The 24,193-nt window shown below is 72.6% G+C and carries 19 protein-coding genes; 14 read left to right on the top strand and 5 right to left on the bottom strand.

Annotation, left to right across the window (positions count from 1 at the left end):
• Nucleotides 1-127 precede the first annotated feature (127 nt).
• Nucleotides 128-1,240, bottom strand: coding sequence for a sensor histidine kinase (locus tag ACFY6U_RS05100; RefSeq protein WP_390035118.1), 1,113 nt, complete (start codon nucleotides 1,238-1,240; stop codon nucleotides 128-130).
• Nucleotides 1,237-1,905: a response regulator gene (locus tag ACFY6U_RS05095; RefSeq protein ID WP_390035117.1), complete on the bottom strand. Its 669-nt coding sequence runs from the start codon at nucleotides 1,903-1,905 to the stop codon at nucleotides 1,237-1,239. The genes ACFY6U_RS05100 and ACFY6U_RS05095 overlap by 4 nt, the downstream gene beginning before the upstream one ends.
• 267 nt (nucleotides 1,906-2,172) lie before the next feature.
• On the opposite strand from ACFY6U_RS05095, the gene ACFY6U_RS05090 reads away from it, so the two are divergent.
• The 4 genes from ACFY6U_RS05090 (at nucleotide 2,173) to ACFY6U_RS05075 (ending at nucleotide 5,884) form a co-directional block, all read left to right on the top strand.
• Nucleotides 2,173-3,222 carry a serine hydrolase domain-containing protein gene (locus ACFY6U_RS05090; protein ID WP_390035116.1) on the top strand — a complete coding sequence of 350 codons (1,050 nt, stop codon included), beginning with the start codon at nucleotides 2,173-2,175 and terminating at the stop codon, nucleotides 3,220-3,222.
• A 61-nt stretch (nucleotides 3,223-3,283) separates the two neighbouring features.
• A complete protein-coding gene (gene miaB / locus ACFY6U_RS05085) occupies nucleotides 3,284-4,810 on the top strand; it encodes a tRNA (N6-isopentenyl adenosine(37)-C2)-methylthiotransferase MiaB (protein ID WP_390035115.1) in 1,527 nt (508 codons plus the stop codon).
• A 47-nt stretch (nucleotides 4,811-4,857) separates the two neighbouring features.
• On the top strand, nucleotides 4,858-5,148 hold the full coding sequence (locus ACFY6U_RS05080; protein ID WP_390035114.1) for a hypothetical protein: 291 nt from the start codon (nucleotides 4,858-4,860) through the stop codon (nucleotides 5,146-5,148).
• Between the two features lie 10 nt (nucleotides 5,149-5,158).
• The gene (locus tag ACFY6U_RS05075) at nucleotides 5,159-5,884 is read left to right on the top strand and encodes a class III extradiol dioxygenase subunit B-like domain-containing protein (protein ID WP_390035113.1); all 726 of its coding nucleotides are present in this window, start codon (nucleotides 5,159-5,161) and stop codon (nucleotides 5,882-5,884) included.
• A 118-nt stretch (nucleotides 5,885-6,002) separates the two neighbouring features.
• Here ACFY6U_RS05075 and ACFY6U_RS05070 read toward each other — a convergent pair whose 3' ends face one another.
• Both ACFY6U_RS05070 and ACFY6U_RS05065 read right to left on the bottom strand, forming a co-directional pair.
• Nucleotides 6,003-6,290, bottom strand: coding sequence for an antitoxin (locus tag ACFY6U_RS05070; protein ID WP_390035112.1), 288 nt, complete (start codon nucleotides 6,288-6,290; stop codon nucleotides 6,003-6,005).
• A gap of 33 nt (nucleotides 6,291-6,323) precedes the next feature.
• Nucleotides 6,324-6,629 (bottom strand): hypothetical protein, encoded by a 306-nt coding sequence (locus ACFY6U_RS05065; RefSeq protein ID WP_390035111.1) that lies wholly within the window; start codon nucleotides 6,627-6,629, stop codon nucleotides 6,324-6,326.
• A 183-nt stretch (nucleotides 6,630-6,812) separates the two neighbouring features.
• On the opposite strand from ACFY6U_RS05065, the gene miaA reads away from it, so the two are divergent.
• From miaA to hflX, 6 genes are all read left to right on the top strand, one after another.
• Nucleotides 6,813-7,751 (top strand): tRNA (adenosine(37)-N6)-dimethylallyltransferase MiaA, encoded by a 939-nt coding sequence (gene miaA / locus ACFY6U_RS05060; protein ID WP_351484870.1) that lies wholly within the window; start codon nucleotides 6,813-6,815, stop codon nucleotides 7,749-7,751.
• A gap of 107 nt (nucleotides 7,752-7,858) precedes the next feature.
• Nucleotides 7,859-8,374 (top strand): hypothetical protein, encoded by a 516-nt coding sequence (locus ACFY6U_RS05055; protein WP_390035206.1) that lies wholly within the window; start codon nucleotides 7,859-7,861, stop codon nucleotides 8,372-8,374.
• Nucleotides 8,375-8,525: 151 nt separating this feature from the next.
• Nucleotides 8,526-9,389 carry a diaminopimelate epimerase gene (gene dapF, locus ACFY6U_RS05050; RefSeq protein WP_390035110.1) on the top strand — a complete coding sequence of 288 codons (864 nt, stop codon included), beginning with the start codon at nucleotides 8,526-8,528 and terminating at the stop codon, nucleotides 9,387-9,389.
• 295 nt (nucleotides 9,390-9,684) lie between these two features.
• Nucleotides 9,685-11,826, top strand: coding sequence for a RelA/SpoT family protein (locus ACFY6U_RS05045; protein ID WP_390035109.1), 2,142 nt, complete (start codon nucleotides 9,685-9,687; stop codon nucleotides 11,824-11,826).
• Nucleotides 11,827-11,895: 69 nt separating this feature from the next.
• A complete protein-coding gene (locus ACFY6U_RS05040; RefSeq protein WP_390035108.1) occupies nucleotides 11,896-13,401 on the top strand; it encodes a M1 family metallopeptidase in 1,506 nt (501 codons plus the stop codon).
• 158 nt (nucleotides 13,402-13,559) lie between these two features.
• Nucleotides 13,560-15,053, top strand: coding sequence for a GTPase HflX (gene hflX, locus ACFY6U_RS05035; protein WP_390035107.1), 1,494 nt, complete (start codon nucleotides 13,560-13,562; stop codon nucleotides 15,051-15,053).
• Between the two features lie 144 nt (nucleotides 15,054-15,197).
• Here hflX and ACFY6U_RS05030 read toward each other — a convergent pair whose 3' ends face one another.
• Nucleotides 15,198-16,421: a trypsin-like serine peptidase gene (locus tag ACFY6U_RS05030; protein WP_390035106.1), complete on the bottom strand. Its 1,224-nt coding sequence runs from the start codon at nucleotides 16,419-16,421 to the stop codon at nucleotides 15,198-15,200.
• A gap of 338 nt (nucleotides 16,422-16,759) precedes the next feature.
• On the opposite strand from ACFY6U_RS05030, the gene ACFY6U_RS05025 reads away from it, so the two are divergent.
• The 4 genes from ACFY6U_RS05025 (at nucleotide 16,760) to ACFY6U_RS05010 (ending at nucleotide 24,081) form a co-directional block, all read left to right on the top strand.
• The gene (locus ACFY6U_RS05025; RefSeq protein WP_390035105.1) at nucleotides 16,760-18,307 is read left to right on the top strand and encodes a diaminobutyrate--2-oxoglutarate transaminase family protein; all 1,548 of its coding nucleotides are present in this window, start codon (nucleotides 16,760-16,762) and stop codon (nucleotides 18,305-18,307) included.
• A 465-nt stretch (nucleotides 18,308-18,772) separates the two neighbouring features.
• On the top strand, nucleotides 18,773-20,917 hold the full coding sequence (locus ACFY6U_RS05020; RefSeq protein WP_390035104.1) for an IucA/IucC family protein: 2,145 nt from the start codon (nucleotides 18,773-18,775) through the stop codon (nucleotides 20,915-20,917).
• Nucleotides 20,918-21,077: 160 nt separating this feature from the next.
• On the top strand, nucleotides 21,078-21,884 hold the full coding sequence (locus ACFY6U_RS05015) for a GNAT family N-acetyltransferase (protein WP_390035103.1): 807 nt from the start codon (nucleotides 21,078-21,080) through the stop codon (nucleotides 21,882-21,884).
• Nucleotides 21,885-22,086: 202 nt separating this feature from the next.
• On the top strand, nucleotides 22,087-24,081 hold the full coding sequence (locus ACFY6U_RS05010; RefSeq protein WP_390035102.1) for an ATP-dependent DNA helicase: 1,995 nt from the start codon (nucleotides 22,087-22,089) through the stop codon (nucleotides 24,079-24,081).
• The last annotated feature ends 112 nt before the right edge of the window (nucleotides 24,082-24,193 follow it).

The following is a 24,193-nucleotide window of genomic DNA, read 5'->3' as shown; positions in this document are numbered from 1 at the left end:
CCACGTGGTGTCTCACGTGCTCCAGAGTCGGTGCCGGGCCCCCGGCCGGACCATCCGCCAGGTGGCCGGAACCACCCCGCCGACTGGCCGGCCTGCCCCGGTGCCGGTCCGGGCGGACCGGCACCGGTCACCGGTTCCGTTCGACGGGCAGCTCGAGGCGGAGCTCGTAGCCCCCTTGGGCCGTGGGGCCCGATGCGACCGTGCCGCCGAGGAGCTCCGCACGCTGGGCCAGGCCGACCAGGCCGTTGTGGGCGCTCGGCAGGGCGAAGGCCGGCCGGGTGGGGGCGGTGTTGGTGACCGTGGCACGGAGGACACCGTCCCGGTGCCTGACACGGACGGTCGCGGCGGCGCCGGGGGCGTGCTTGCGGACGTTGGTCAGCGCTTCCTGGACGGTGCGGTAGACGGCGCGCTGCACCGTCGGCGGAAGCTCCTCGGGCAGGTCGGTCTCCAGCTTCGCCTCGATGCCGCTGGCCCCGACCAGGTGCTCCAGGTCGGCGAGCGAAGGCTGCGGGGTGAGCTCCGTCGGCCTGCTGCCGGAGGCCCGCAGCACGCCCACCATGTGCCGCAGCTCCTCCAGGGTCTGCACGCTCAGGCGGCGGATCGTGGCCGCGGCCTGTCTCGTCTCGGCGTCCCGGCCGCTCACCTGGAGCGCTCCGGCCTGTACGGCGATGAGACTGACCTGGTGGGAGACCACGTCGTGCATCTCCCGGGCGAGCTGGGCGCGCTCCTTCGCCAGTACGCTCTGGGCGGTCAGCAGCCGCTCCTGCTCCCGGGCCTCGGAGATGTCGGCGAGCCGCAGCGACAGTTCGCGCCGGGCCTGGACGAGCTGGCCGAGGAAGACGGGAGCGGCGGCGGTGGCCAGGGTGTAGCTGAGGTGGAACAGGTTGTTCGTCTGGGACAGCTCGGTGGCGTCCAGGGACGACCACGGCCACGGCAGGAAGTCGATGATCGCGTAGGTGAGCGCGCAGCCGGCCAGCAGGAAACGGTGGCGGTTGAGGGAGGAGAGCGTGTACAGCGCGGCCATGGGGGCGACCACCGCGTCGGTGACCAGGGCGGTGGGGAGCGTGAGGACGAAGGTCGTCAGGGGCAGCCGGTGCCGCAGCATCAGGGCAACGGCGCCGAGCAGCGCGCACGCGGCGGCCGGCTGGTCCCCGACTCCGACGTGAGACCAGGCGTCCGCCAGCGCGACCCCGACGAAGCCGATGTCGAGGAGCACGGCCGACGGCTGCCGGGAGCTCACCGGACGCCCTCGTCCTGCGAGGAGGCGAGCAGGCCCGCGCGCTCGGCGATCAGAGCCGCCTGGACACGGCTGCTCACCCGCAGCTTGCCGAGGACGTTGGCGACATGGCCCTTGATGGTGCCGGTGCTCAGGTGCAGCCGTTCGCCGATCTCGGTGTTGGCGAGTCCTTCGGCCATGAGGACGAGCACGGCACGTTCCCGCTCGGTAAGCCGGGCGGTGAGACGGACGGCGGCGGGCTCACGGACGCTGTTGTCGAGGTAGCCGCCCACCACCAGGCGGGTGACCTTGGACGACAGTACGGTCCCGCCCTCGGCCAGGGTGCGCACCAGATGGGGAAGCTGCTCGGGGTCGGTGTCCTTGAGCAGGAATCCGGCGGCGCCCGAACGCAGAGCGGTCGCCACGTACTCGTCGGTGTCGAAGGTGGTGAGCATGGCGACCACCGGAGCCTGCGGCATGCGGCGGAGGTCGGCCAGAATCGTGAGCCCGTCCACGTCCGGCATGCGGATGTCGAGCAGGACGACGTCGGGTCGCAGCTCCCGCACCGTGCGCAAGGCCTGACCACCCGCTACCGCCGCGACGACCTCGATGTCGTCCGCCGTTTCGAGAATGTGCGTGAAGCCCGTGCGGATCAGGGCTTCGTCGTCGACCACCAGTACCCGGATCACGTGCGCTCCGCTCGTCGCATGCCCTGTCGAGGCGTACCCCGTGGGAGCCGTCCTCCCGGCGACCGGCACGGAGAACCCGCCGGTTGGCGGCGCGACCTCAGCCGGTCGGCGGCGCCCCGCCCTCCGCGCAACGCCGTGGCGGCAGACGCGCCGGCTCGGCGAACGGCGCGCAAGGCCCGCCCGTGGCGCAGCCACACCCTCCGCATTCGCCTCACTACGCTGAGCGACGGGAGACCACACGGCCCAGGACGGACAGATCGGGAGACCATGGCCCTCGACCTAGACATCGACCGCATCCGCCGGCTCGTCGGCGAAGGCGTCCGCGACAAGGTCTACCCCGGCGCCGTCTGGGCCGTCGGCGACCGCTCGAACATGGTCATCGGCACCCCGGGCGTCCTGGATCCGGACCGGCCCGACGAGCCGATGCGGCACGACACCGTCTTCGACGTCGGCGGCCTCACGGAGATCCTCGCGGTGTGGTCGGCCGTCGGATCCCTCGTCGAGGACGGCAAGCTGCACCTCGACGAGCAGCTGGGCGTCTTCTGGCCCGAGGTGCGCGGCCACCCCCTGGGCCGGGTGACCACCCGCCACCTGCTCACCCACACCGCCGGCGGTCCGCCCCTCACCGACCTCGGGGACCTGTACGGCACCCACCCCCGGGACATCCGCGACGGCGTCCTCCACGAAGACCTCCGCTGTCCGCCCGGGGAGGCCGTGGAGTACACCGACCGCGCCGCACTCGTCCTCGGCTTCCTGGCCGAGGAGCTCTCCGGCCAGAGCCTCGACGTCCTCGCGGCCACCCGCGTGTGGCAGCCGCTCGGCATGACACGCACCTGCTACGGCCCGCTGCCCGACGAAGCGGCCGCCCGCTGCGCGCCGACCGAACTCGACGACAGCACGGGGACCCGCCTGAGGGGCACCGCCCACGGCTCGCAGGCGCGGCTGCTGGGCGGAGTCTGCGGCAGCTCCGGGGTGTTCTCCGTCCTCCCCGACCTCGCGGCCTTCCTCCGCCACGTGCTGCAGCCGGGCCAGGACGGCGGACAACCGGGCTTCGGCCCCGCCTGGGTCCGGGAGTCGCTGCGGATCCGGACCGGCGACCTCTCGCCCGCTGGCGGACTGTTCTGGCACCCGGCCCCGGGAACCGTTGCCGGGACCGACGACATCTGGGTGCCCGACGGCTCCACGGGAGCGGGCGCATGGCTCTCTCCGCAGCAGGGCCGCTGGGCGGTCCTGCTGACCAACGAGCTCTACTACGCCAGGGACCCCGAACCTCTCGGCCACGTCCGCGACGCGTTCCGCTCACTCGCCTTCGCCTGACGGTCAGCCCCCGCCGCAAGGGCCGGGGCGGCGGTGTCCGGGGACCGCCTACCCTTGACCCATGACCAGCAGCAGCGACCGGAGCCCGGTAGTGGACGTTCAGGCACCCAGGACCTACGAAGTGCGCACCTACGGGTGCCAGATGAACGTCCACGACTCCGAGCGATTGTCCGGGCTGCTGGAGGACGCCGGTTACGTGCGCGCCCCCGAGGGGGCGGACGGCGACGCCGACGTGGTGGTGTTCAACACCTGCGCGGTCCGGGAGAACGCCGACAACCGGCTCTACGGCAACCTCGGCCGGCTCGCGCCCAGGAAGGCGTCCCGCCCCGGTATGCAGATCGCGGTCGGCGGCTGCCTGGCGCAGAAGGACCGCGACACCATCGTGCGGAAGGCCCCCTGGGTCGACGTCGTCTTCGGCACGCACAACATCGGCAAGCTGCCGGTCCTGCTGGAGCGCGCCAGGGTCCAGGAAGAGGCCCAGGTGGAGATCGCGGAGTCGCTGGAGGCGTTCCCCTCCACCCTGCCGACCCGGCGCGAGAGCGCCTACGCGGCCTGGGTGTCGATCTCCGTCGGCTGCAACAACACCTGCACCTTCTGCATCGTCCCGGCCCTGCGCGGCAAGGAGAAGGACCGCCGCACCGGCGACATCCTCGCCGAGATCGAGGCCCTGGTCGGCGAGGGCGTCTCCGAGATCACGCTGCTCGGCCAGAACGTCAACGCCTACGGCTCCGACATCGGCGACCGCGAGGCCTTCAGCAAACTGCTGCGGGCCTGCGGGAGCATCGAGGGCCTGGAGCGGGTCCGGTTCACCTCCCCGCACCCCCGTGACTTCACCGACGACGTGATCGCGGCCATGGCCGAGACCCCGAACGTGATGCCGCAGCTGCACATGCCGCTCCAGTCCGGCTCGGACACCGTCCTGAAGGCGATGCGCCGCTCCTACCGGCAGGAGCGCTACCTCGGGATCATCGAGAAGGTGCGGGCCGCGATCCCGCACGCGGCGATCACCACCGACATCATCGTGGGCTTCCCCGGCGAGACCGAGGAGGACTTCGAGCAGACGATGCACGTCGTGCGCGAGGCCCGCTTCACGCAGGCCTTCACCTTCCAGTACTCCAAGCGGCCCGGCACCCCCGCCGCGACCATGGAGGACCAGATCCCCAAGGAGGTCGTCCAGGCGCGCTACGAGCGTCTCGTCGCCCTCCAGGAGGAGATCTCCTGGGACGAGAACAAGAAGCAGGTCGGCCGCACGCTCGACCTGATGGTCGCCGAGGGCGAGGGCCGCAAGGACGGCGCCACCCACCGCCTCTCCGGCCGCGCCCCCGACAACCGTCTGGTCCACTTCACCAAGCCCGACCAGGACGTCCGCCCCGGCGACGTCGTCACGGTCGAGATCACCTACGCCGCCCCGCACCACCTCCTCGCCGAGGGCCCGACGCTCGCCGTCCGCCGTACCCGTGCAGGCGATGCCTGGGAGAAGCGGAACGCGGCCGAGGCGGCCAAGCCCGCGGGCGTGCTGCTGGGGCTGCCGAAGATCGGCGTGCCGGAGCCGCTGCCGGCGGCCATCGGAGGCTGTGCGGCGCACTGAACACGCGCCATACTCCTCACGTCGATCAGAGGCCGGGGGGGCGGAGCATGGCGCGCTGGGTGGTTGTCGTGCAGTTCGGGAACGGCGAGTACTACAGGGTCGAGGAGGTCACCCGCTTCGAGAGCACCCCGGAGCAGGCCCGGGCCACCCTGTACGAGGTCGCCTGCACCCACCGTCCGCGCACGGGCCTGCGCCAGCAGCGCCGTGAGGTGTTCCGGGTGGGGGACGGGGACGAGTACTACGTCCACATCGACGGCCTGATGTCCACGCACCGCGTGTTCTACCGGCTGGCGGAACTGGCGTGGAGCAGCGGTCCCGCGCCCGTGTACCCGCAGTAGGCTGCCGATCATGCTTGTCGCAGCAGCAGTCTGTCCCTGCCCGCCGGTCCTCGTCCCCGAGGTTGCCGCGGGGGCCGCGCCCGAGCTGGACGCCGCGCGTGCCGCCTGCACCGACGCGCTCGGGGTGCTCGCCGCCGCCCGGCCCGACCTGCTGGTCGTGGTGGGGCCCGCCGAACAGCCGGGGCGGGGTGTGTTCCCGCAGGGCAGCCCGGGCACCTTCCGGGGCTTCGGGGCCGAGGTCGACGTACGGCTGGGCGGCGTTCCGGCAGGCGGCCCGGGTGCGGCCGGTGGGCGGGAGCTGCCGCCGTCGCTCGCCGTGGGCGCCTGGCTGCTGGAGCGCACCGGCTGGGCCGACGCGCCCGTCGAGGGGCTCGGCGTCGGCGAGCCGCTGGAGGCCGAGCGGTGCGTCCAGGCCGGCCGGGAGATCGCCGGCCGGGCTGCGCGGGTGGCGATGCTGGTCATGGGCGACGCCAGCGCCTGCCGCACCCTCAAGGCACCCGGCTACCTCGACGAGCGGGCGGCCCCCTTCGACGCCGAGGTCGCCCGGGCGCTCGGCGCGGCCGACATCGAGGCGCTCAAGGCCCTCGACGCCGACCTGGCGTACCGGCTCAAGGCCGCAGGCCGCGCCCCCTGGCAGGTCCTGGCCGGCGCGGCCGAGGACGCGGACCTCGCCGGGGCCCTCCTCTACGACGACGCACCGTACGGCGTCTGCTACCTGGTGGCGACCTGGTCTTGACCCGGTCCTGAGCGTCGGCCGCACCGCGCCCCCGTGCCGGACGCGTGCCGAAACGGCGGACGGCCGGGAGTCGGGTGACTCTCGGCCGTCCGCCGTTCTCTTCCGGGACCCGCCCGGCTCAGGAAGCCGGCGGCGGCCCCTCCGGCCGGGTCGGGGCGGTGGGGTCGGGCGTCGTACCGCCCATGGCGTCCGGGTGTACGAACCGGTCCATGGCGCCCTTGGCCCTGCCCGTACCCGTCTGGATCTTGTCGCTGTACTTGCCCTTGGTCTTCTGGTCGACGACCCGCGCGGCCTTGTCGATGCCGTGCTGGAGCTTGTCGACCGTGTCCTCGTGCTGCTGCGCGAAGTGAGAGGCCTTGTCCTTGGCCGGGGCGAGCTTGGCCTTCAAATTGTCCAAAAGACCCATGGTTACCTTCCCTATGGCTTCCCTGGCGGGCCGTTATGTGCGGGCGCCCTCGCCGGCCTCGTTGTCGGCGGCCTCCTTGGCGGACTGCTGCTGGGGAATCTCGGTGTCGGCGGCGGCCGCGGCGCGCTCCGTCTCCGTCCTCGCGTCCGCGCCCCGGCCGTCGTCCTCCCCGGAGCCCTTCGCCCCGGTCCCGGCCTCGGCCGCCTCCTCCGCGGCGTTCTCCGGTCCCGGCCCGCCGGGCTCGGCACCGGACGGCGCCGTGACCTCCGGTTCTTCCGACGTCCTCGGCTCTTCCGACGCCTTCTGCTTCTTCCCAAGGAACCGTGCAAAAACGCCCATATCCACTCCATACGTTACTCGTGCGAGCGAAATCCCGCGTGACCCCGGTGCGTCCGATTGCGCCGGACCGGTCGCGGCCTCTCGGCGGCGGTGGCGGGAACCTCCCAACGGGCAACGAAGCCGGACACGCTCCGTCACGTAACTCGTTCGAGAGCCGCCTCCGAGGTTTGCGAGACTGGTGCGGTGAGCAGCGCACCCCCCGCCCCCCGTGTCATCGCCGTCGTCGGCCCCACCGCGGCCGGAAAGTCCGACCTCGGCGTCTTCCTGGCCCAGCGGCTCGGCGGGGAGGTCGTCAACGCCGACTCCATGCAGCTGTACCGGGGGATGGACATCGGCACCGCCAAGCTGACGCCCGAGGAGCGCGCCGGCGTCCCGCACCACCTGCTCGACATCTGGGACGTGACCGTCACCGCCTCCGTCGCCGAGTACCAGCGGCTCGCCCGCGCCCGCATCGACGCCCTGCTCGCCGAGGGCCGCTGGCCGATCCTGGTCGGCGGCAGCGGGCTGTACGTCCGCGGCGCCGTCGACAACCTGGAGTTCCCCGGCACCGACCCCGAGGTGCGGGCCCGCCTGGAGGACGAGCTCGCCCTGCGCGGCTCCGGCGCCCTGCACGCCCGGCTGTCCGCCGCCGACCCCGAGGCGGGCCGCGCGATCCTGCCCAGCAACGGCCGCCGTATCGTCCGCGCGCTGGAGGTGATCGAGATCACCGGGCGCCCCTTCACCGCCAACCTGCCCGGCCACGACTCGGTCTACGACACCGTCCAGATCGGCGTCGACGTGGCCCGCCCCGAACTCGACGAGCGCATCGCGTTGCGCGTCGACCGGATGTGGGAGGCCGGGCTGGTGGCCGAGGTGCGCGCACTGGAGGCGCAAGGGCTGCGCGAGGGACGCACGGCGTCGCGAGCCCTCGGCTACCAGCAGGTCCTGGCGGCGCTCGCCGGCGAGTGCACGGAAGCGGAAGCGCGGGCGGAGACCGTCCGTGCCACCAAGCGCTTCGCGCGCCGCCAGGATTCATGGTTCAGGCGCGACCCCCGGGTGCACTGGTTGAGTGGGGCCTCGGCGGACCGCGAAGAACTTCCGCGGCAGGCCCTGGCGTTGGTCGAACGACCGGTCACAGCCTGATCACGTCATGGCATCGGGATGCGCCACCGGTCATCGAGGGCTCCGGCGCCGTGCCATCATCGAGCTTCGATCGCAAGTGGAGTCCTAGGTTGGGAGGGCGCGTGGCGATGGAGGCCGGCCCTCGCGACACCGCACACGACACCGAGCACGTCGCCGTCGAGGCCCTGGAACCGGGTGACGTCGAGGAGGGTGAGGGGCGACTCTCGCCGGACGGTCCGGACGACACGGTGGGCGGCGGCGTCACCGCCGACGGCCCCGAGCCGGAGGAGATGTTCGCGAGCGGCCCCGAGGTCGAGGTGGAGCTCCGCCCGCAGCGCCGCCTGCGCCTGTGGCAGCTGGCGCCCATCGTCGGCCTGGCCGCGGTCGGCTCCCTGATGTTCGCCTTCCCGCTGGCCTTCGACTTCGGCGACAGCGGCGCGGTGATCGCCATGCTGGGCCTGCTGATCTGCTCCTGCGCGGCGGGTTGGGGCATGATGGCGGCGAGGAAGGTCGGCTACACATGGCCCGGCCTCCCACCCCGCGGCGCGGGCCGCAGGCCCGACTGGCGGGTGGTGCTCGGCTACGTGATCCTGGTGGCGATCGTCGCCGTCCTGGCGGTCTGGCGCGTAGCGCGCCTGCGCTGAAGTAGTCGCTGTACTGAAGCGGGGCCGCGCTGGAAGCGCCCCTCACCGGAGCGCCCCGAAAGGGGCGCGGGGAACTGCGCGACCAGCCCCCACCGGGCCGCACCCGGACCACCATCCGCACGGCCCCGCACCCCTCCTTTACCCTCGAAGAATGAGCATCCCCTTCCTCAAGGGCCACGGCACCGAGAACGACTTCGTGATCGTCCCGGATCCCGACAACGCCCTGGACCTCACCCCGGCCGCAGTAGCCGCCCTCTGCGACCGCCGCGCCGGCATCGGCGCCGACGGCGTGCTGCACGTCGTACGGTCCGCCGCGCACCCCGAGGCCAAGGGGATGGCCGCCGACGCCGAGTGGTTCATGGACTACCGCAACGGCGACGGCTCGATCGCCGAGATGTGCGGCAACGGCGTCCGCGTCTTCGCCCGCTACCTCCAGCACGCCGGCCACGCCACACAGGGCGACCTCACGGTCGCCACCCGCGGCGGCACCAAGACCGTGCACATCGCGAAGGACGGGGACATCACCGTCGGCATGGGCAGCGCCCGCCTCCCCGAGGGCGACGTGACCGTCAGCGTCGGCGACCGCACCTGGCCCGCGCGGAACGTGAACATGGGCAACCCGCACGCCGTCGCCTTCGTCGCGGACCTCGCCGACGCCGGCGACCTCTACACCCCGCCCCCCTTCAGCCCCCCGTCGGCCTACCCCGAAGGGGTCAACGTCGAGTTCGTCGTCGACCGCGGCCCCCGCCATGTCGCGATGCGCGTGCACGAGCGCGGCTCCGGCGAGACCCGCTCCTGCGGCACCGGCGCCTGCGCGGTCGCCGTGGCCGCCGCCCGCCGCGACGGCGCCGACCCCTCGGTCACCGGCGCCCCGGCGACGTACACCGTGGACGTGCCCGGCGGACGGCTCGTCATCACCGAGCGGCCCGACGGCGAGATCGAGATGACCGGCCCCGCAGTGATTGTCGCCACGGGCGAGATCGACGCCGAGTGGCTGGAAAACGCTGGCCGTTGAGCTGACTGCGGGTCGTAAACCGTGGTCCGGGAGGTGCTCCAACACCCGGATCCACGGCCCGCGTTGCCGTGAGTGGCGAGAAACGTCGGCCACCCCCCGAACAGGTGGCGCAAAATCGTAAACCTCGAAATCGTCGCTCGATTGGGTGATCCGTTTCACGCTCGGCGGGAGCCGGTCAATCGGGGGTGATGGGCTCGATAGCATCAAGCACCGGCACGGACGGGGGAACGTCGCCAATCCCTGAGCCTCGTATGCCCTGGGGCCCCGTCCGCCGGTCCACGAGCCGGAGGTGCCCATGAGTGCGGAGGCCACGAACCCTGCGACGCCCGGTCCCGCAGCGCCCGCGGCGGCGGTCCGCAGGAAGGCCCGCCCCCGGATCGACCTGCGCCGGCTCGGCCGGGCCGCGTTGCTCGGCAACGCCGCCCGCGGCAGACTCCCCGACGCCATCGGGCATGTCGCCGAGGCGCACCGCGCCCACTACCCCGACGCCGACCTCGAACCCCTGCGCCGCGCGTACGTGCTGGCCGAGTCCTCGCACCGCGGCCAGATGCGCAAGAGCGGGGAGCCGTACATCACCCACCCCCTCGCGGTCACCCTGATCCTCGCCGAACTCGGCGCCGAGACCACGACCCTGACGGCGTCTCTGCTCCACGACACCGTCGAGGACACCGACGTGACGCTCGACCAGGTGCGGGAACAGTTCGGCGAGGAGGTCCGTTATCTGGTCGACGGGGTGACGAAACTCGAGAAGGTCGACTACGGGGCCGCCGCCGAACCCGAGACGTTCCGGAAGATGCTCGTCGCCACCGGCAGCGACGTCCGGGTGATGTCGATCAAGCTCGCCGACCGTCTGCACAACATGCGCACCCTCGGCGTGATGCGCCGCGAGAAACAGGAACGCATCGCCAAGGTCACCCGTGACGTCCTCATCCCGCTCGCCGAACGGCTCGGCGTGCAGGCGCTCAAGACCGAGCTGGAGGACCTGGTCTTCGCCATCCTGCACCCCGAGGAGTACGAGCACACCCGGGAGCTGATCGCCGAGAACGCGGCCCGCGCCGACGACCCCCTCGCGGGGATCGCCGACGAGGTGCGCGGCGTGCTGCGCGAGGCCGACATCCCGGCCGAAGTCCTCATCCGGCCCCGGCACTTCGTCTCCGTCCACCGCGTCAGCCGCAAACGCGGCGAACTGCGCGGCGCCGACTTCGGCCGGCTCCTGGTGCTGGTCAACGAGGACGCGGACTGTTACGCCGTCCTCGGTGAACTGCACACGTGCATGACCCCGGTGGTCTCGGAGTTCAAGGACTTCATCGCGGTACCGAAGTTCAACCTGTACCAGTCGCTGCACACGGCGGTCGCCCGCGCCGACGGACAGGTCGCCGAAGTCCTCATCCGCACCCACCAGATGCACAAGGTCGCCGAGGCCGGCGTCGTCGCCCTCGGCAACCCCTACGCCCCGGCCGCAGACGTCGCCGCGGCGGAGACCGCCGACGCCCCGGCCGACGGCGAGCGCGCCGACCCCACCCGCCCAGGCTGGCTCTCCCGCCTCCTCGACTGGCAGAAGGCCGCGCCGGACACCGACACCTTCTGGTCCACCCTGCGCGAGGACCTCGCCCAGGACCGCGAGATCACCGTCTTCCGCCCCGACGGCGGCACCCTGGGCCTCCCCGAGGGAGCCACCTGCGTCGACGCCGCCTACGCCCAGTACGGCGAGGACGCCCATGCCTGCATCGGCGCCCGCGTCAACGGCCGCCTCGCGACCCTCAGCACGGTCCTCAAGGACGGCGACACCGTCCAGCTCCTGATGGGCCAGGACCCGGCCTCCGAGCCCTCCCGGGAGTGGCTGGAGCACGCCCACACCCCGGCGGCGCGGATCGCCATCCAGCGCTGGCTGGCCGCCCACCCGGACAGCACCGGGGAGCCGCCGGCCCCGGCCCCCAGCCGTCCCGTACCCGACCCCCTGGTCTCCGGCACCGCCCCCAGCACCGCCCCCAGGACCGCGAATGCGGTGATCCCCGACCGGCCCGGCGCGACCGTACGCCTCGCCGGCTGCTGCACCCCCGTACCGCCCGACGAGGTCACCGGCTTCGCCGTGCGCGGCGGAGTGGTCACCGTGCACCGCGTGGAGTGCGCCTCGGTGGCGCACATGAAGGGCACTGGGCGCCCCGAGGTGGCCGTGACCTGGGGCGACAGCACCGCCTGCCGGGTCACCCTGGTCGCCGAATCGTTCGGGCGGCCCCATCTGCTCGCCGACCTCACCGAGGCGATGGCCCAGGAGGGCGCCGAGATCGTCTCGGCGACCGTGGAACCTCCCAGCCAGCAGCGGGTCCGGCACACGTACACCGTGGAGCTCCCGGACGCGGCCCACCTGCCCGCCCTGATGCGCGCGATGCGCAACGTGCCCGGTGTGTACGACGTCGGCCGAGCGCAACACCAATGACCTACCCGATCGAGTGGTTTGGTCGCGCGTCGGCGCCGTGAGCGCGGAGTGGGCTGGTAGCGGTGGTCCATGCCGCTCACCCTCCGCACCCGCCCGTCACGGCGCGCCAGCCGACCGCTCCGGCACCGGCGGGCCGCCGCCCTCCTCGCCTCCGCCGTCTCCGTCGCCCTCCTCGGCGCGAGCGCCCCGCCGGCCCCGCTCGGCGTCGGCGACCGGCTCTTCCCGTACCTCGGCAACCCGGGGTACGACGTGGCGTCGTACGACCTCTCCTTCACCTATCCGGGCAGCAACGACAAGCCGCTGCAGGCCGTGACCACCATCGACGCCTGGGCCACCGCGGACCTGGACCGCCTCAACCTCGACTTCGCGCACGGCAAGGTCGAGTCCGTCGAGGTCGACGGCCGGCCGGCCGCCTTCGCCGGCGCCGGCGAGGACCTGGTCGTCACGCCGGACCAGCCGCTGCGGCGGGGCGACTGGACGCGGATCACGGTGAAGCACACCAGCGACCCGGTCTCCGCCAAGGGCCAGGACGGCGGGTGGGTGCGCACCACCGACGGGCTCGCCATGGCCAACCAGGCCGACGCCGCCCACCTGGTCTTCCCGTGCAACGACCACCCGTCCGACAAGGCGATGTTCACCTTCCACATCACCGCCCCGAACGGCTACACCGTCGTCGCCAACGGCCTGCCCACCGACTCCGCCCGGGTCGGCGGCCAGACCACCTGGACCTACCGCACCCAGCACCCCATGGCCACCGAGCTGGCCCAGGTCTCCATCGGCCGCTCCGCCGTGCTGCACCGCACCGGCCCGCACGGCCTGCCCGTCCGGGACGTCGTCCCGAGCGCCGACGCCAAGAAGCTCGAACCCTGGCTGGCCAAGACCCCGGACCAGATCGCCTGGCTGGAGAGCAAGGTCGGGACCTACCCGTTCGAGACGTACGGCGTGCTCATGGCACAGGCGTCCACCGGGTTCGAGCTGGAGACCCAGACCCTCTCCCTCTTCGAGAAGAACCTGTTCACCGAGCCCGCGTACCCCAAGTGGTACATCGAGTCGGTCATGGTGCACGAGCTGTCCCACCAGTGGTTCGGCGACAGCGTCAGCCCCCGCGTCTGGTCCGACGTCTGGCTGAACGAGGGCCACGCCACCTGGTACGAGGAGCTGTACGCGCAGGAGAAGGGCCACCAGCCCATGATCGACCGGATGAAGGCCGCGTACGGCGCCTCCGACCGCTGGCGCGCCGAAGGCGGGCCGCCCGCCCTGCCCAAGGCACCCGAGCCCGGCCAGAAGATCAGCATCTTCCGCCCCAACATCTACGACGGTGCCGCCCTCGCCCTCTACGCCCTGCGCCAGGAGATCGGCAAGCCCGCCTTCGAGCGCCTGGAGCGGATCTGGGTCCAGCGGCACAGGGACGCCACCGCCACGACCGCCGACTTCGTCCGCCTCGCCTCCGCGGTCGCGGGCCGCGACCTGACCGGTTTCTTCGACGCCTGGCTGTACGGCGCGAAGACCCCGCCGATGCCCGGCCACCCCGACTGGAAGCAGGCCGCTGCCCCGAAGAAGCACACCAAGAAGTGACGGCGGGGCGGCCCCCGGAATAACACGGTGCCGGGACGGGGCGTACCGTGCGACCATCGTGAGGCCGGCACGGTACGGGTCGCGGGGAATCTCCCGGGGTACTCGTACGTTGAGAAGTCGAAGGCCGGCTTCGGCACTCCCATCGACGTAAGGACCCAATGACCTCCTCTTCTTCCCCTTCCCAGGACACCAGGCGCCTCGCGCAGGACTACCCCGACGGTCTTCGGGCCGATGCCCTGATGGAAGAGGACGTCGCCTGGAGCCACGAGATCGACGGAGACCGGGACGGCGACCAGTTCGACCGCTCCGAGCGCGCGGCCCTGCGCCGCGTCGTGGGCCTCTCCACGGAGCTCGAGGACGTCACCGAGGTCGAGTACCGACAGCTCCGCCTGGAGCGGGTCGTGCTGGTCGGGGTGTGGACCTCGGGCACCGTGCAGGACGCGGACAACTCCCTCGCGGAGCTGGCCGCCCTCGCCGAGACCGCGGGCGCGCTCGTCCTCGACGGCGTCATCCAGCGTCGGGACAAGCCCGACGCGGCCACCTACATCGGCTCCGGCAAGGCCCTGGAGCTCCGCGACATCGTCGTCGAAACGGGCGCGGACACCGTCATCTGCGACGGTGAGCTCAGCCCGGGCCAGCTGATCCAGCTGGAGGACGTCGTCAAGGTCAAGGTCATCGACCGGACCGCCCTGATCCTGGACATCTTCGCCCAGCACGCCAAGTCCCGCGAGGGCAAGGCGCAGGTCTCGCTCGCGCAGATGCAGTACATGCTGCCGAGGCTGCGAGGCTGGGGTCAGTCGCTGTCCCGCCAGATGGGCGGCGGCAAGGGCGGCGGCCTCGCCACCCGTGGTCCCGGTGAGACCAAGATCGAGACGGACCGGCGGCGGATCCGCGAGAAGATGGCGAAGATGCGCCGGGAGATCGCGGAGATGAAGACCGGCCGCGAGATCAAGCGCCAGGAGCGCCGCCGCAACAAGGTGCCGTCCGTCGCCATCGCGGGCTACACCAACGCCGGCAAGTCCTCCCTGCTCAACCGCCTCACGGGCGCCGGCGTCCTGGTCGAGAACGCGCTGTTCGCGACCCTGGACCCGACCGTCCGCCGCGCGGAGACGCCCAGTGGCCGCCTCTACACCCTCGCGGACACCGTCGGCTTCGTCCGCCACCTGCCCCACCACCTGGTCGAGGCGTTCCGCTCCACCATGGAGGAGGTCGGCGACTCCGACCTGATCCTCCACGTGGTCGACGGCGCGCACCCGGCCCCGGAGGAGCAGCTGGCCGCCGTGCGCGAGGTGATCAGGGACGTCGGTGCCACCGACGTACCCGAGATCGTCGTGATCAACAAGGCCGACGCGGCCGACCCGCTGGTCCTCCAGCGGCTGCTGCGCAACGAGAAGCGCTCGCTCGCGGTCTCGGCCCGCACCGGCCAGGGCATCCAGGAACTCCTCGCCCTGATCGACAACGAGCTGCCCCGCCCGTCGGTCGAGATCGAGGCCCTGGTCCCGTACACCCACGGCAAGCTGGTCGCCCGCGCCCACAACGAGGGCGAGGTCCTCTCGGAGGAGCACACCGCCGAGGGCACCCTCCTCAAGGTCCGCGTCCACGAGGAACTGGCGGCAGAACTGACGCCGTACGCCCCGGCTCCGGCCGCGTGACACCGCGCAAGTGAAGGCCCGCCCCCTTTCTGCGGGGGCGGGCCTTCATGTCTTGGGGGCGCGGGGAACTGCGCGATCAACCACGACGGCGAGTCACCCGCCCACGCACCTGTCGAACCATGGCGCGAAGGCGAATCTCACCCCTCACTGGTCAGCAAACTCCTTGCTGACCCCCTCATAAACCCCCTTGGCCACATCACCGAACCGCGGCCCCGCCAGCCACCCCGAACCGACCGGCCCGATCGACGTGTTGGACACCAGCGCCGGCTTGCCGTCGGCACCCGTCTCCACCCAGCCGCCGCCCGACGCGCCGCCGGTCATCGTGCAGCCGATCCGGTACATCGTCGGCGCCGACGCATCCACCGACAGCCGCCCCGGCCTGTCCGCGCACTGATACAACAGCGACCCGTCGTACGGCTTCGCCGCCGGGTACCCGGTGGCGGTCATGCTCGACACCTTCGGCACCGCAGGCGCGTCGAAGTTCACCGGCAACGCCGAACCCACCGTCTCCTCGAGCGACTTGCCGCCGTTGCCCTGTTCTGGCGTCACATGGATCACGGCGTAGTCGTACGACGCCCCGTCGCCGCCCGTCTCGCCGCCCTGGTCGATCCACTGCTGCGAGGTCTGGGCCCCGTCGCCCCACCAGACGCCGTACGGCGCGACCTCCGAACGGGTCGCCGCCGCCAGCGCCGAACCCGTCAGCCCCTTGTCGTTGTACGACGGCACGAACGCGATGTTGCGGTACCAGCCGCCCTTCTTTCCGGCGTGCACACAGTGCCCCGCCGTCCACACCAGGTTGGACTTGCCCGGGTGCGCCGGGTCCTCGACGACCGTCGCCGAACAGACCATCGTGCCTTCGGGGGAGTCGAAGAAGACCTTCCCGGCCGTGGCCGCGCTCGCGTGGTACGCAGGCCGCACCGCCTTCGCCTGGACCGGCTCCGGCGTGGGGTCGGTCACCCCCTGGTCACCGGAGAGGTCGTTGTCGTCGACGCCCTTGTCCTTGTCGGGGTCGTTGGCGTCCCGCATCCGGTTCGGGTCCCACAGGCCCTTGATGATGGGATTGATGAAGTCGTTGGCCTCGCGCAGCCAGTCGTCCTTGTCCCAGTTCTGCCAGGCGCCGTTCTTCCACTTGTCGATGTCGATCCCGTGCTCTTTGAGCCTCTTCTTGATGTCGTCCGGGATCTTGATCTTGCCGTCACCGGTGTCGGCCGTGGCGGACGCGGACGCCGGGCCGCCGGCGTTGTCGTCCCCGGAGCCGCTGCAGGCGGTGGCGGTCAGCGCCAGCACCGAGGCGAGGGAGACGGCCGCCAGCGCACGCGGCGCGCCCCCTCCACCTCGAAGGGCGAACGACGGCCGGATGGATCGCATGGTGGTGACTCCCCCTGTTGATAAGGAACTTCAGCGCCACACACTATGCGCTCGCTGTGCGGCGCTCCCGATGGACGGGCAACGGTTTTGCTACGGGCCCCACCAGCGAGGCAACCCCGGTTCGCCGGTGGGATCGGTGCGTCGCAGGTGACCCGGGTGAATCCCCGTCCGACGGGTCGGACGTCGGCCGGGCCGGGAACGGCAAGCTCACGGCAATGATCTTGAAGTGACCCGTAACCCGCCGGGCGGTCCGGGGTTGGTAGCGGTGGGGGTCCGGCTGCCTGTGCCCGGTGCCCGCCGATCAACTCGCCTCTGGACAGCGGGGAGGACAGCGAGCCGTGGCCGTGACGGAACCGGTGACCGGGGATACGTTCGGGGGAGCGCGCGAGGCACAGGAGGGGATCCTGAGGCGCCAGTCGGCGCGTGAGTCGCGGGCACGTACCTACGCGCGCGCCCTGCCCATCGTGCCGGTGCGGGCCCGTGGCCTGACCATCGAGGGCGCCGACGGACGCCGCTACCTGGACTGCCTCTCCGGCGCCGGCACCCTCGCCCTCGGCCACAACCACCCCGTCGTGCTGGAAGCGATCCGCAAGGTCCTCGACTCCGGTGCCCCGCTCTCCGTCCTGGACCTGGCGACCCCCGTCAAGGACGCCTTCATCACCGAACTGTTCCGCACCCTGCCGCCGGGCCTCGCCGACCGCGCCCGCGTCCAGTTCTGCGGGCCCGCCGGCACGGACGCCGTCGAGGCCGCCTTCAAACTCGTCCGGGCCGCGACCGGCCGCACCGGCATCCTCGCCTTCACCGGCGCCTACCACGGGATGACCACCGGTGCCCTGGCCGCCTCCGGCGGAGCCGGCGACGTCCGCGTCGCCCGGCTGCCCTACCCCCAGGACTACCGCTGCCCGTTCGGCGTCGGCGGCCCCCGCGGCGCCGAACTCGCCGCCCGCTGGACCGAGACCGTCCTCGACGACCCCAAGTCCGGCGTCCCCCTCCCCGCCGGCATGATCCTCGAACCCGTGCAGGGCGAGGGCGGGGTGATCCCCGCGCCGGACGACTGGCTCCGCCGGATGCGCCGGCTCACCTCCGACCGCTCCATCCCGCTGATCGCCGACGAGATCCAGACCGGGGTGGGCAGGACCGGCGCCTTCTGGGCCGTCGAACACAGCGGCGTCACCCCCGACGTGATGGTCCTGTCCAAGGCCATCGGCGGCAGCCTTCCCCTCGCCGTCGTCGTCTACCGCGACGACCTCGACGTCTGGGAGCCCGGCGCCCACGCCGGCACCTTCCGCGGCAACCAACTCGCCATGGCCGCCGGTACCGCCACCCTCGCCCACGTCCGCGAGAACGCCCTCGCCGAACGAGCCGGCCGGCTCGGCGCCCGGATGCTCTCCCAACTCCGCCGACTCCAGGACGACTTCGCGTGCGTCGGAGACGTGCGGGGGCGGGGCCTGATGATCGGGGTGGAGCTGGTGGACCCGGAGGGGGAGGAGCCCACGGAGAAGACCGAGGACCGCGCGAGGGAGGCGCGGGCTCAGGAGGGCGGTGATGCGGTCGCGGCGGCGCGGAGCGCTGCGGCTACGGGCGCTGCGGCTACGGGCGCTGCGGCGAGGGGGCGGGACGGTGAAGCCCGGCCCGGGCCGAGCCCCGCCGCTCCCGAACTGGCCTCGGCCGTGCAGCGCGCCTGCCTGGAACGGGGCCTGATCGTCGAACTCGGCGGCCGGCACGGCGGTGTCGTACGACTGCTGCCGCCCCTGACCATCACCGACGAACAGGCGGCCGCCGTACTGGACCGCCTCGCCGACGCCGTGACGGCCGTGGCCCGCGACCCGGCCGCCCACGGTGCCCGGCCCCGACGCCCCGAGGGCCGCAAGGAACCGGACGGCTGACCGTCGCCCCGGGAAAGCCCCGGTCGGCCGGCACCCCCGACACGAACCCGCCGCCCGAGCCGTCCGGAGCGGATCCGTCGCCGCGGCCGTCCGGACCGCCGGGGCCGCTCGGACAGCCAGTGCCGTCCAGACCGCCGGGGCGGCTCGGACAGCCAGTGCCGTCCGGACCGGTGATCACCCGCACCGCTCGGATGGTCCGGACCGTCCGGACCATCCGGACGGCACCTGTCCGCCGAACCGCCGACGGCAGCCCGGCCGGCCGGCACACCTCGCCCGGCCGGAGCACCTCGGACGAACTGGCCGGCCGATGGCCCCGGAGCGCACCGACCGCCCCACGAAACGAACCACCCCACATCATCCGCACCCCTCTCATCAGGACACTCAGCACCCGACCCACCAACCGACCAGCCCGGTTCGCCGCCACGACGCCGAACACCGCACCGCCCGAGCCCCGAGGAACCCGCCTTGAACGCCACCCCCGCGCCCGACGACAACGGAGAACAAGGCCCACAGGGACGCCCCCTTCCGCTCGCCGAGTCGGTCCCCCAGCAACGAGGCCGTACCTCCCAGCCCGAGCGGCCACGCGACGACACGGGTGACCTCCTCGAACACCCCGACCCGTACATCGCCGCCCAGGCCGCCGCCGTGGAGAACCTGCTTCGCTGCTGGGTACGCGAGACGGACCTGCCCACGCCCGACACCGGCGCCCTCCGCATCCCCCTCCCCGCCAGCGGTACGGCGCTGGTCACCCCGATCCGCCACTGGTCCCCGACCGGCTGGCACCGCTTCGGCCAGCCCCGCCTGGCCGGCGCCCCCGACACCGCCCCACCCGTGGACGCGGTCGCCCTCGCCGCCCTGCTCACCCGCGAGACGCCCACGGGACCGGCGGGCACCGCCGACCGGGCCGGGGTCGACACAGGCCACGCCGAGGTCGACCCGGGCCATGCCGAGAACGGCACCGGCCCCGCCGGAGGCAGCACCGGCCGCACCAGGAGCACGGCGGCCCACGGCGAAGGCAGGGCGGCCACCCACACCGGAGGCACGGCAGCGACCCACACCGGAGGCACGGCAGCGACCCACACCGGAGGCACGGTCGGCCACGCTGCCGACAAGGCTCCCGGCAGCGCCCGGGCCACCCCGGACACCGCCGACCTCGTGGCCCGGGTCGCCGACTCCCTGCGTCGCACCGTCACCTTCATCGCGGACCGGCGCGCCCACCCCGCCGACGGCCCCGACCGCTTCCTCGCCGCCGAGCAGGCACTCCTCCTCGGGCACCCGCTGCACCCGACCCCGAAGAGCCGCGAGGGCCTGACCGAGTCCGAAGCCCGGCTCTACTCACCGGAGCTGCGCGGCTCCTTCCCCCTGCACTGGATCGCGGTCGCCTCCTCCCTGCTCGCCACCGACTCGGCCTGGACCGAGCGAGGCCGTCCCGTCCCCGCACCCGACCTCATGGAACGCCTGGCCGGCACGGCCCTGCCCCTGCCCGAGGGCTGTGCCGCCGCCCTACCCCTGCATCCGTGGCAGGCCCGCGAGATCGGTCACCGCGAGGAGACCGCCGCCCTCCTCGACGCCGGGCTCCTGCGCGACCTGGGCCCACTCGGCGCCCCCTGGTGTCCCACCTCCTCCGTACGAACCGTCCACCGCACCGGCGCCCCCGCCATGCTCAAGCTGTCGCTCGGCCTGCGCATCACCAACTCCCGCCGGGAGAACCTCCGCAAGGAACTCCACCGAGGCGTCGAGGTGCACCGCCTGCTCCGTACCGGCCTCGCCAAGCAGTGGCAGGCCGCCCACCCCGGCTTCGACATCGTGCGCGACCCCGCCTGGCTGGCCGTCGACGGCCTGGACGGCCGGCCCGTCACCGGACTCGACGTGGTGATCCGGCACAACCCGTTCGCCCCCACCGACGACGTGTCCTGCGTCGCCGGGCTGGTCACGCCCCGGCCCCTCGACGTCCCGGCGGCGAACGGCAGGCCCCGCCCGTACCGCTCCCGGCTGGCCCGGGTGGTCTCCCGGCTCGCCGAACGCACCGGCCGACCCGTGGGCGCCGTCAGCGCCGAGTGGTTCCTGCGCTACCTGGAGCAGGTCGTCCGCCCGGTGCTCTGGCTGGACGGCGAGGTCGGCATCGCCCTGGAGGCGCACCAGCAGAACACCCTCCTCCTGCTGGACACCGACGGCTGGCCGGCCGGCGGGCTCTACCGCGACAACCAGGGCTACTACTTCCGCGAGTCCCGACGGGCCGACCTCGACGCCAGGCTGCCCGGTGTCGGCGAGCACAGCGACACCTTCGTCTCCGACGAGGTCACCGACGAACGCTTCGCCTACTACCTCGGCATCAACAACGTGCTCGGCCTGATCGGCGCGTTCGGCTCCCAGCGGCTCGCCGACGAGCGGCTGCTGCTCGCGGCGTTCCGCCGGTTCCTCACCGACGCGGCCACCGGTCCCGCCCGGCTGCGCAGCCCCCTGCCCGGCCGCCTGCTCGACTCACCCGTCCTGCGCTGCAAGGCCAACCTGCTGACCCGGCTGCACGGCCTCGATGAACTCGTGGGCCCGGTCGACACCCAGTCCGTCTACGTCACCATCGCCAACCCCCTCCACTCCGCGCCCTGCTGACCCCATCGACACTGCCTCCGGCCTTCGTGCACCGCCCTTCGCCGACCGACTGCATTCGCCGAGCCGCATTCGCCGAGCCGCATTCACCGAGCCGCATTCACCGCCCTTCGTCCACCGACCGAGGAACATGACCCACCTCGTCTCCTGAGAGGAGCGCACCATGCCTCCCACCGACGCGAGCGCCGACACAGGCCCCGTCCCGGTCCGCCCCGGACCCACCGGCCACCCAGGCCGTTCCGGAACCGCCGAGGACATCAGGGACTGCGAGGACACCCTGGACCTCCGCTTGCCCGGCGAACTCCTCGCCCTCATCGCCGGGACGACTCCCGAGACCGACGAACGAGCCCCCGGGCTCGTTCACGAGAGACGCGGCCCCCTATACCCGCCGGGGTCGCCCGACCTGCTCGACCAGGTCGGCACCTGGGGCCCGACCGAGACGCCGGTCGGCGTCTTCCACCTGCTGCCGGTCCAGGTCGAACGTGACCTGCCGGTCATCAGCGACTGGATGAACGACCCTGCCGTGGCCGCGTTCTGGCAGCTGGCCGGCTCACGGGCGCAGACGGAGGACCATCTGCGCGCCCAGCTCGCGGGAGACGGACGCAGCGTGCCGTGTCTGGGCGTGCTCGACGGCACCCCGATGAGCTACTGGGAGATCTATCGAGCCGACCTGGACCCGCTCGCCCGCCACTATCCGGCCCGCCCGCACGACACCGGTGTCCATCTTCTCGTCGGCGATGTCGCCGACCGAGGACGAGGACTGGGGTCCGCCCTGCTCAGAGCCGTGGCCGACCACGTACTCGATCACCGCCCCGCCTGCGCCCGCGTCGTCGCGGAACCCGATCTCCATAACACCCCCTCCGTGGCCGCCTTCCTCAACGCGGGCTTCCGCTACGCCTCCGAGGTCGACCTGCCTGCCAAACGGGCCGCCCTCATGATCCGGGACCGGTCCCTACGTCATCTGATGTAGCGCTGAGTGATTGCGTGTACACATGTAGTACGAAGCGGCGATCTGTCGAGTTCCCGGTGGTCCGGAAAAAATCCGGGCGGCCCGGTCCCGGATCCGGCCTTCCCCCTTGGCCTGCCCGCCCAGGAGCCCTCGGCGTGATCCCACCCCTCGTCCCCGCATTGATCGCCCGGTTGTCAGTGCCGGGTCGTAGGGTGGTCGCGCTATGACGAAGCCCTCACTCCCTGAACTCCTGCATGCCGCTGTCACAGCTGTCGGCGGTACGGAGCGCCCCGGCCAGGTGACCATGGCCGAATCGGTCGCCGAAGCGATCGACGACGGATCCCATCTGCTGGTCCAGGCCGGCACCGGCACCGGAAAGTCGCTCGGCTACCTGGTGCCCGCGCTCGCCCACGGAGAGCGGGTCGTCGTCGCGACGGCGACCCTCGCCCTGCAGAGACAGCTCGTCGAGCGCGATCTGCCGCGCACCGTCGACGCCCTGCACCCGCTGCTGCGCCGGCGCCCGGAGTTCGCCATGCTCAAGGGCAGGTCGAACTATCTGTGCCTGCACCGGCTGCACGAGGGCATGCCGCAGGACGAGGAGGAGGGCCTCTTCGACCAGTTCGAGGCGGCCGCGCCCACCAGCAAGCTCGGTCAGGACCTGCTGCGCCTGCGCGACTGGGCCGACGAGACCGAGAACGGCGACCGCGACGACCTCACGCCGGGCGTCTCCGACAAGGCCTGGGCCCAGGTCTCGGTCTCCTCCCGGGAGTGCCTCGGCGCGTCCAAGTGCGCCTACGGCGCCGAGTGCTTCGCCGAGATGGCCCGTGAGCGTGCGAAGCTCGCCGAGGTGGTCGTCACCAACCACGCCCTGCTCGCGATCGACGCCATCGAGGGCGCCCCGGTGCTCCCGCAGCACGAGGTGCTGATCGTGGACGAGGCGCACGAACTGGTCTCCCGCGTCACCGGCGTCGCCACCGGCGAACTCACCCCGGGTCAGGTCAACCGCGCGGTCCGGCGCGCCGCCAAACTGGTCGACGAGAAGGCCGCCGACCAGCTCCAGACCGCCGCCGAGGGCTTCGAGCGGCTGATGGAGCTGGCCCTGCCGGGCCGCCTGGAGGAGATCCCGGAGGATCTCGGTTACGCCCTGGCGGCGCTCAGGGACGCCGCCCGCACCGTGATCTCCGCGCTGGGTACCACCCGTGACAAGTCGGTCCAGGACGAGGACGCCGTCCGCAAGCAGGCGCTGGCCTCCGTGGAGACCGTGCACGACGTGGCGGAGCGGATCGTGAACGGCTCCGAGTGGGACGTCGTCTGGTACGAACGCCACGACCGCTTCGGCGCCTCCCTGCGGGTCGCCCCGATGTCGGTGTCCGGCCTGCTCAGGGAGAAGCTCTTCGCGGACCGCTCGGTCGTCCTCACCTCGGCGACCCTCAAGCTCGGCGGTGACTTCAACGGAGTCGGCGCATCCCTGGGCCTGGCCCCGGAGGGCACGGAGGGCGAGGACCTCCCGCAGTGGAAGGGCGTCGACGTCGGCTCGCCCTTCGACTATCCGAAGCAGGGCATCCTCTACGTCGCCAAGCACCTGTCACGCCCCGCACGGGACGGCGACCGCGCCGACATGCTCGACGAACTGACCGAGCTGATCCAGGCCGCCGGCGGCCGTACGCTCGGCCTCTTCTCCTCGATGCGGGCCGCGCAGCAGGCCGCCGAGGAACTGCGCGTCCGGATTCCCGAGTTCCCGGTCCTCCTGCAGGGTGAGGAGACCCTCGGCGAGCTGATCAAGAACTTCGCCGCAGACCCCAGGACCTGTCTCTTCGGCACGCTGTCGCTCTGGCAGGGCGTCGACGTCCCCGGCCCCAGCTGCCAGCTGGTCGTCATGGACAAGATCCCGTTCCCGCGCCCGGACGACCCGCTGATGAGCGCCCGGCAGAAGGCCGTCGAGGACGCCGGCGGCAACGGCTTCATGGCGGTCGCCGCCACCCACGCCGCGCTCCTGATGGCCCAGGGGGCCGGCCGCCTCGTACGCGCGTCGGGCGACCGCGGCGTGGTCGCCGTACTCGACCAGCGGCTGGCCACCGCGCGGTACGGCGGATATCTCAAGTCCTCACTGCCCGACTTCTGGTACACCACGGACCGCAACCAGGTCCGCAGGTCGCTGGCGGCGATCGACGCGGCGGCACGGCAGGCGGAGGCGGAGGCGGAGGCGGAGGCGGAGTGATCGGGGGTTGGGGGGGCCCGGCGCCGGGCCGGCCCCCCCCCCGCCCGGGGCGGGGGGTGCCCGGGGGCGGCCAGCGGCGGGCCCCGGCCCCCGGGCCCGGGGGCCCGGGGCC

It is taken from the genome of Streptomyces sp. NPDC013157, from assembly GCF_042899865.1.
In the GTDB taxonomy this organism is placed as follows: Bacteria; Actinomycetota; Actinomycetes; order Streptomycetales; family Streptomycetaceae; genus Streptomyces.
Note: the sequence above shows the minus strand (reverse complement) of the source record. Positions and strands in the feature narration are given on the sequence as shown.

Excerpts from the sequence above, each read along its gene's own strand:
- ACFY6U_RS05090 (WP_390035116.1), top strand. The coding sequence starts at position 2,173 with ATGGCCCTCGACCTAGACATCGACCGCATCCGCCGGCTCGTCGGCGAA.
- miaB (WP_390035115.1), top strand. The coding sequence starts at position 3,284 with ATGACCAGCAGCAGCGACCGGAGCCCGGTAGTGGACGTTCAGGCACCC.
- ACFY6U_RS05080 (WP_390035114.1), top strand. The coding sequence starts at position 4,858 with ATGGCGCGCTGGGTGGTTGTCGTGCAGTTCGGGAACGGCGAGTACTAC.
- ACFY6U_RS05075 (WP_390035113.1), top strand. The coding sequence starts at position 5,159 with ATGCTTGTCGCAGCAGCAGTCTGTCCCTGCCCGCCGGTCCTCGTCCCC.
- ACFY6U_RS05070 (WP_390035112.1), bottom strand. The coding sequence starts at position 6,290 with ATGGGTCTTTTGGACAATTTGAAGGCCAAGCTCGCCCCGGCCAAGGAC.
- ACFY6U_RS05065 (WP_390035111.1), bottom strand. The coding sequence starts at position 6,629 with ATGGGCGTTTTTGCACGGTTCCTTGGGAAGAAGCAGAAGGCGTCGGAA.
- ACFY6U_RS05055 (WP_390035206.1), top strand. The coding sequence starts at position 7,859 with ATGGAGGCCGGCCCTCGCGACACCGCACACGACACCGAGCACGTCGCC.
- dapF (WP_390035110.1), top strand. The coding sequence starts at position 8,526 with ATGAGCATCCCCTTCCTCAAGGGCCACGGCACCGAGAACGACTTCGTG.
- ACFY6U_RS05045 (WP_390035109.1), top strand. The coding sequence starts at position 9,685 with ATGAGTGCGGAGGCCACGAACCCTGCGACGCCCGGTCCCGCAGCGCCC.
- ACFY6U_RS05040 (WP_390035108.1), top strand. The coding sequence starts at position 11,896 with ATGCCGCTCACCCTCCGCACCCGCCCGTCACGGCGCGCCAGCCGACCG.
- hflX (WP_390035107.1), top strand. The coding sequence starts at position 13,560 with ATGACCTCCTCTTCTTCCCCTTCCCAGGACACCAGGCGCCTCGCGCAG.
- ACFY6U_RS05030 (WP_390035106.1), bottom strand. The coding sequence starts at position 16,421 with ATGCGATCCATCCGGCCGTCGTTCGCCCTTCGAGGTGGAGGGGGCGCG.
- ACFY6U_RS05015 (WP_390035103.1), top strand. The coding sequence starts at position 21,078 with ATGCCTCCCACCGACGCGAGCGCCGACACAGGCCCCGTCCCGGTCCGC.
- ACFY6U_RS05010 (WP_390035102.1), top strand. The coding sequence starts at position 22,087 with ATGACGAAGCCCTCACTCCCTGAACTCCTGCATGCCGCTGTCACAGCT.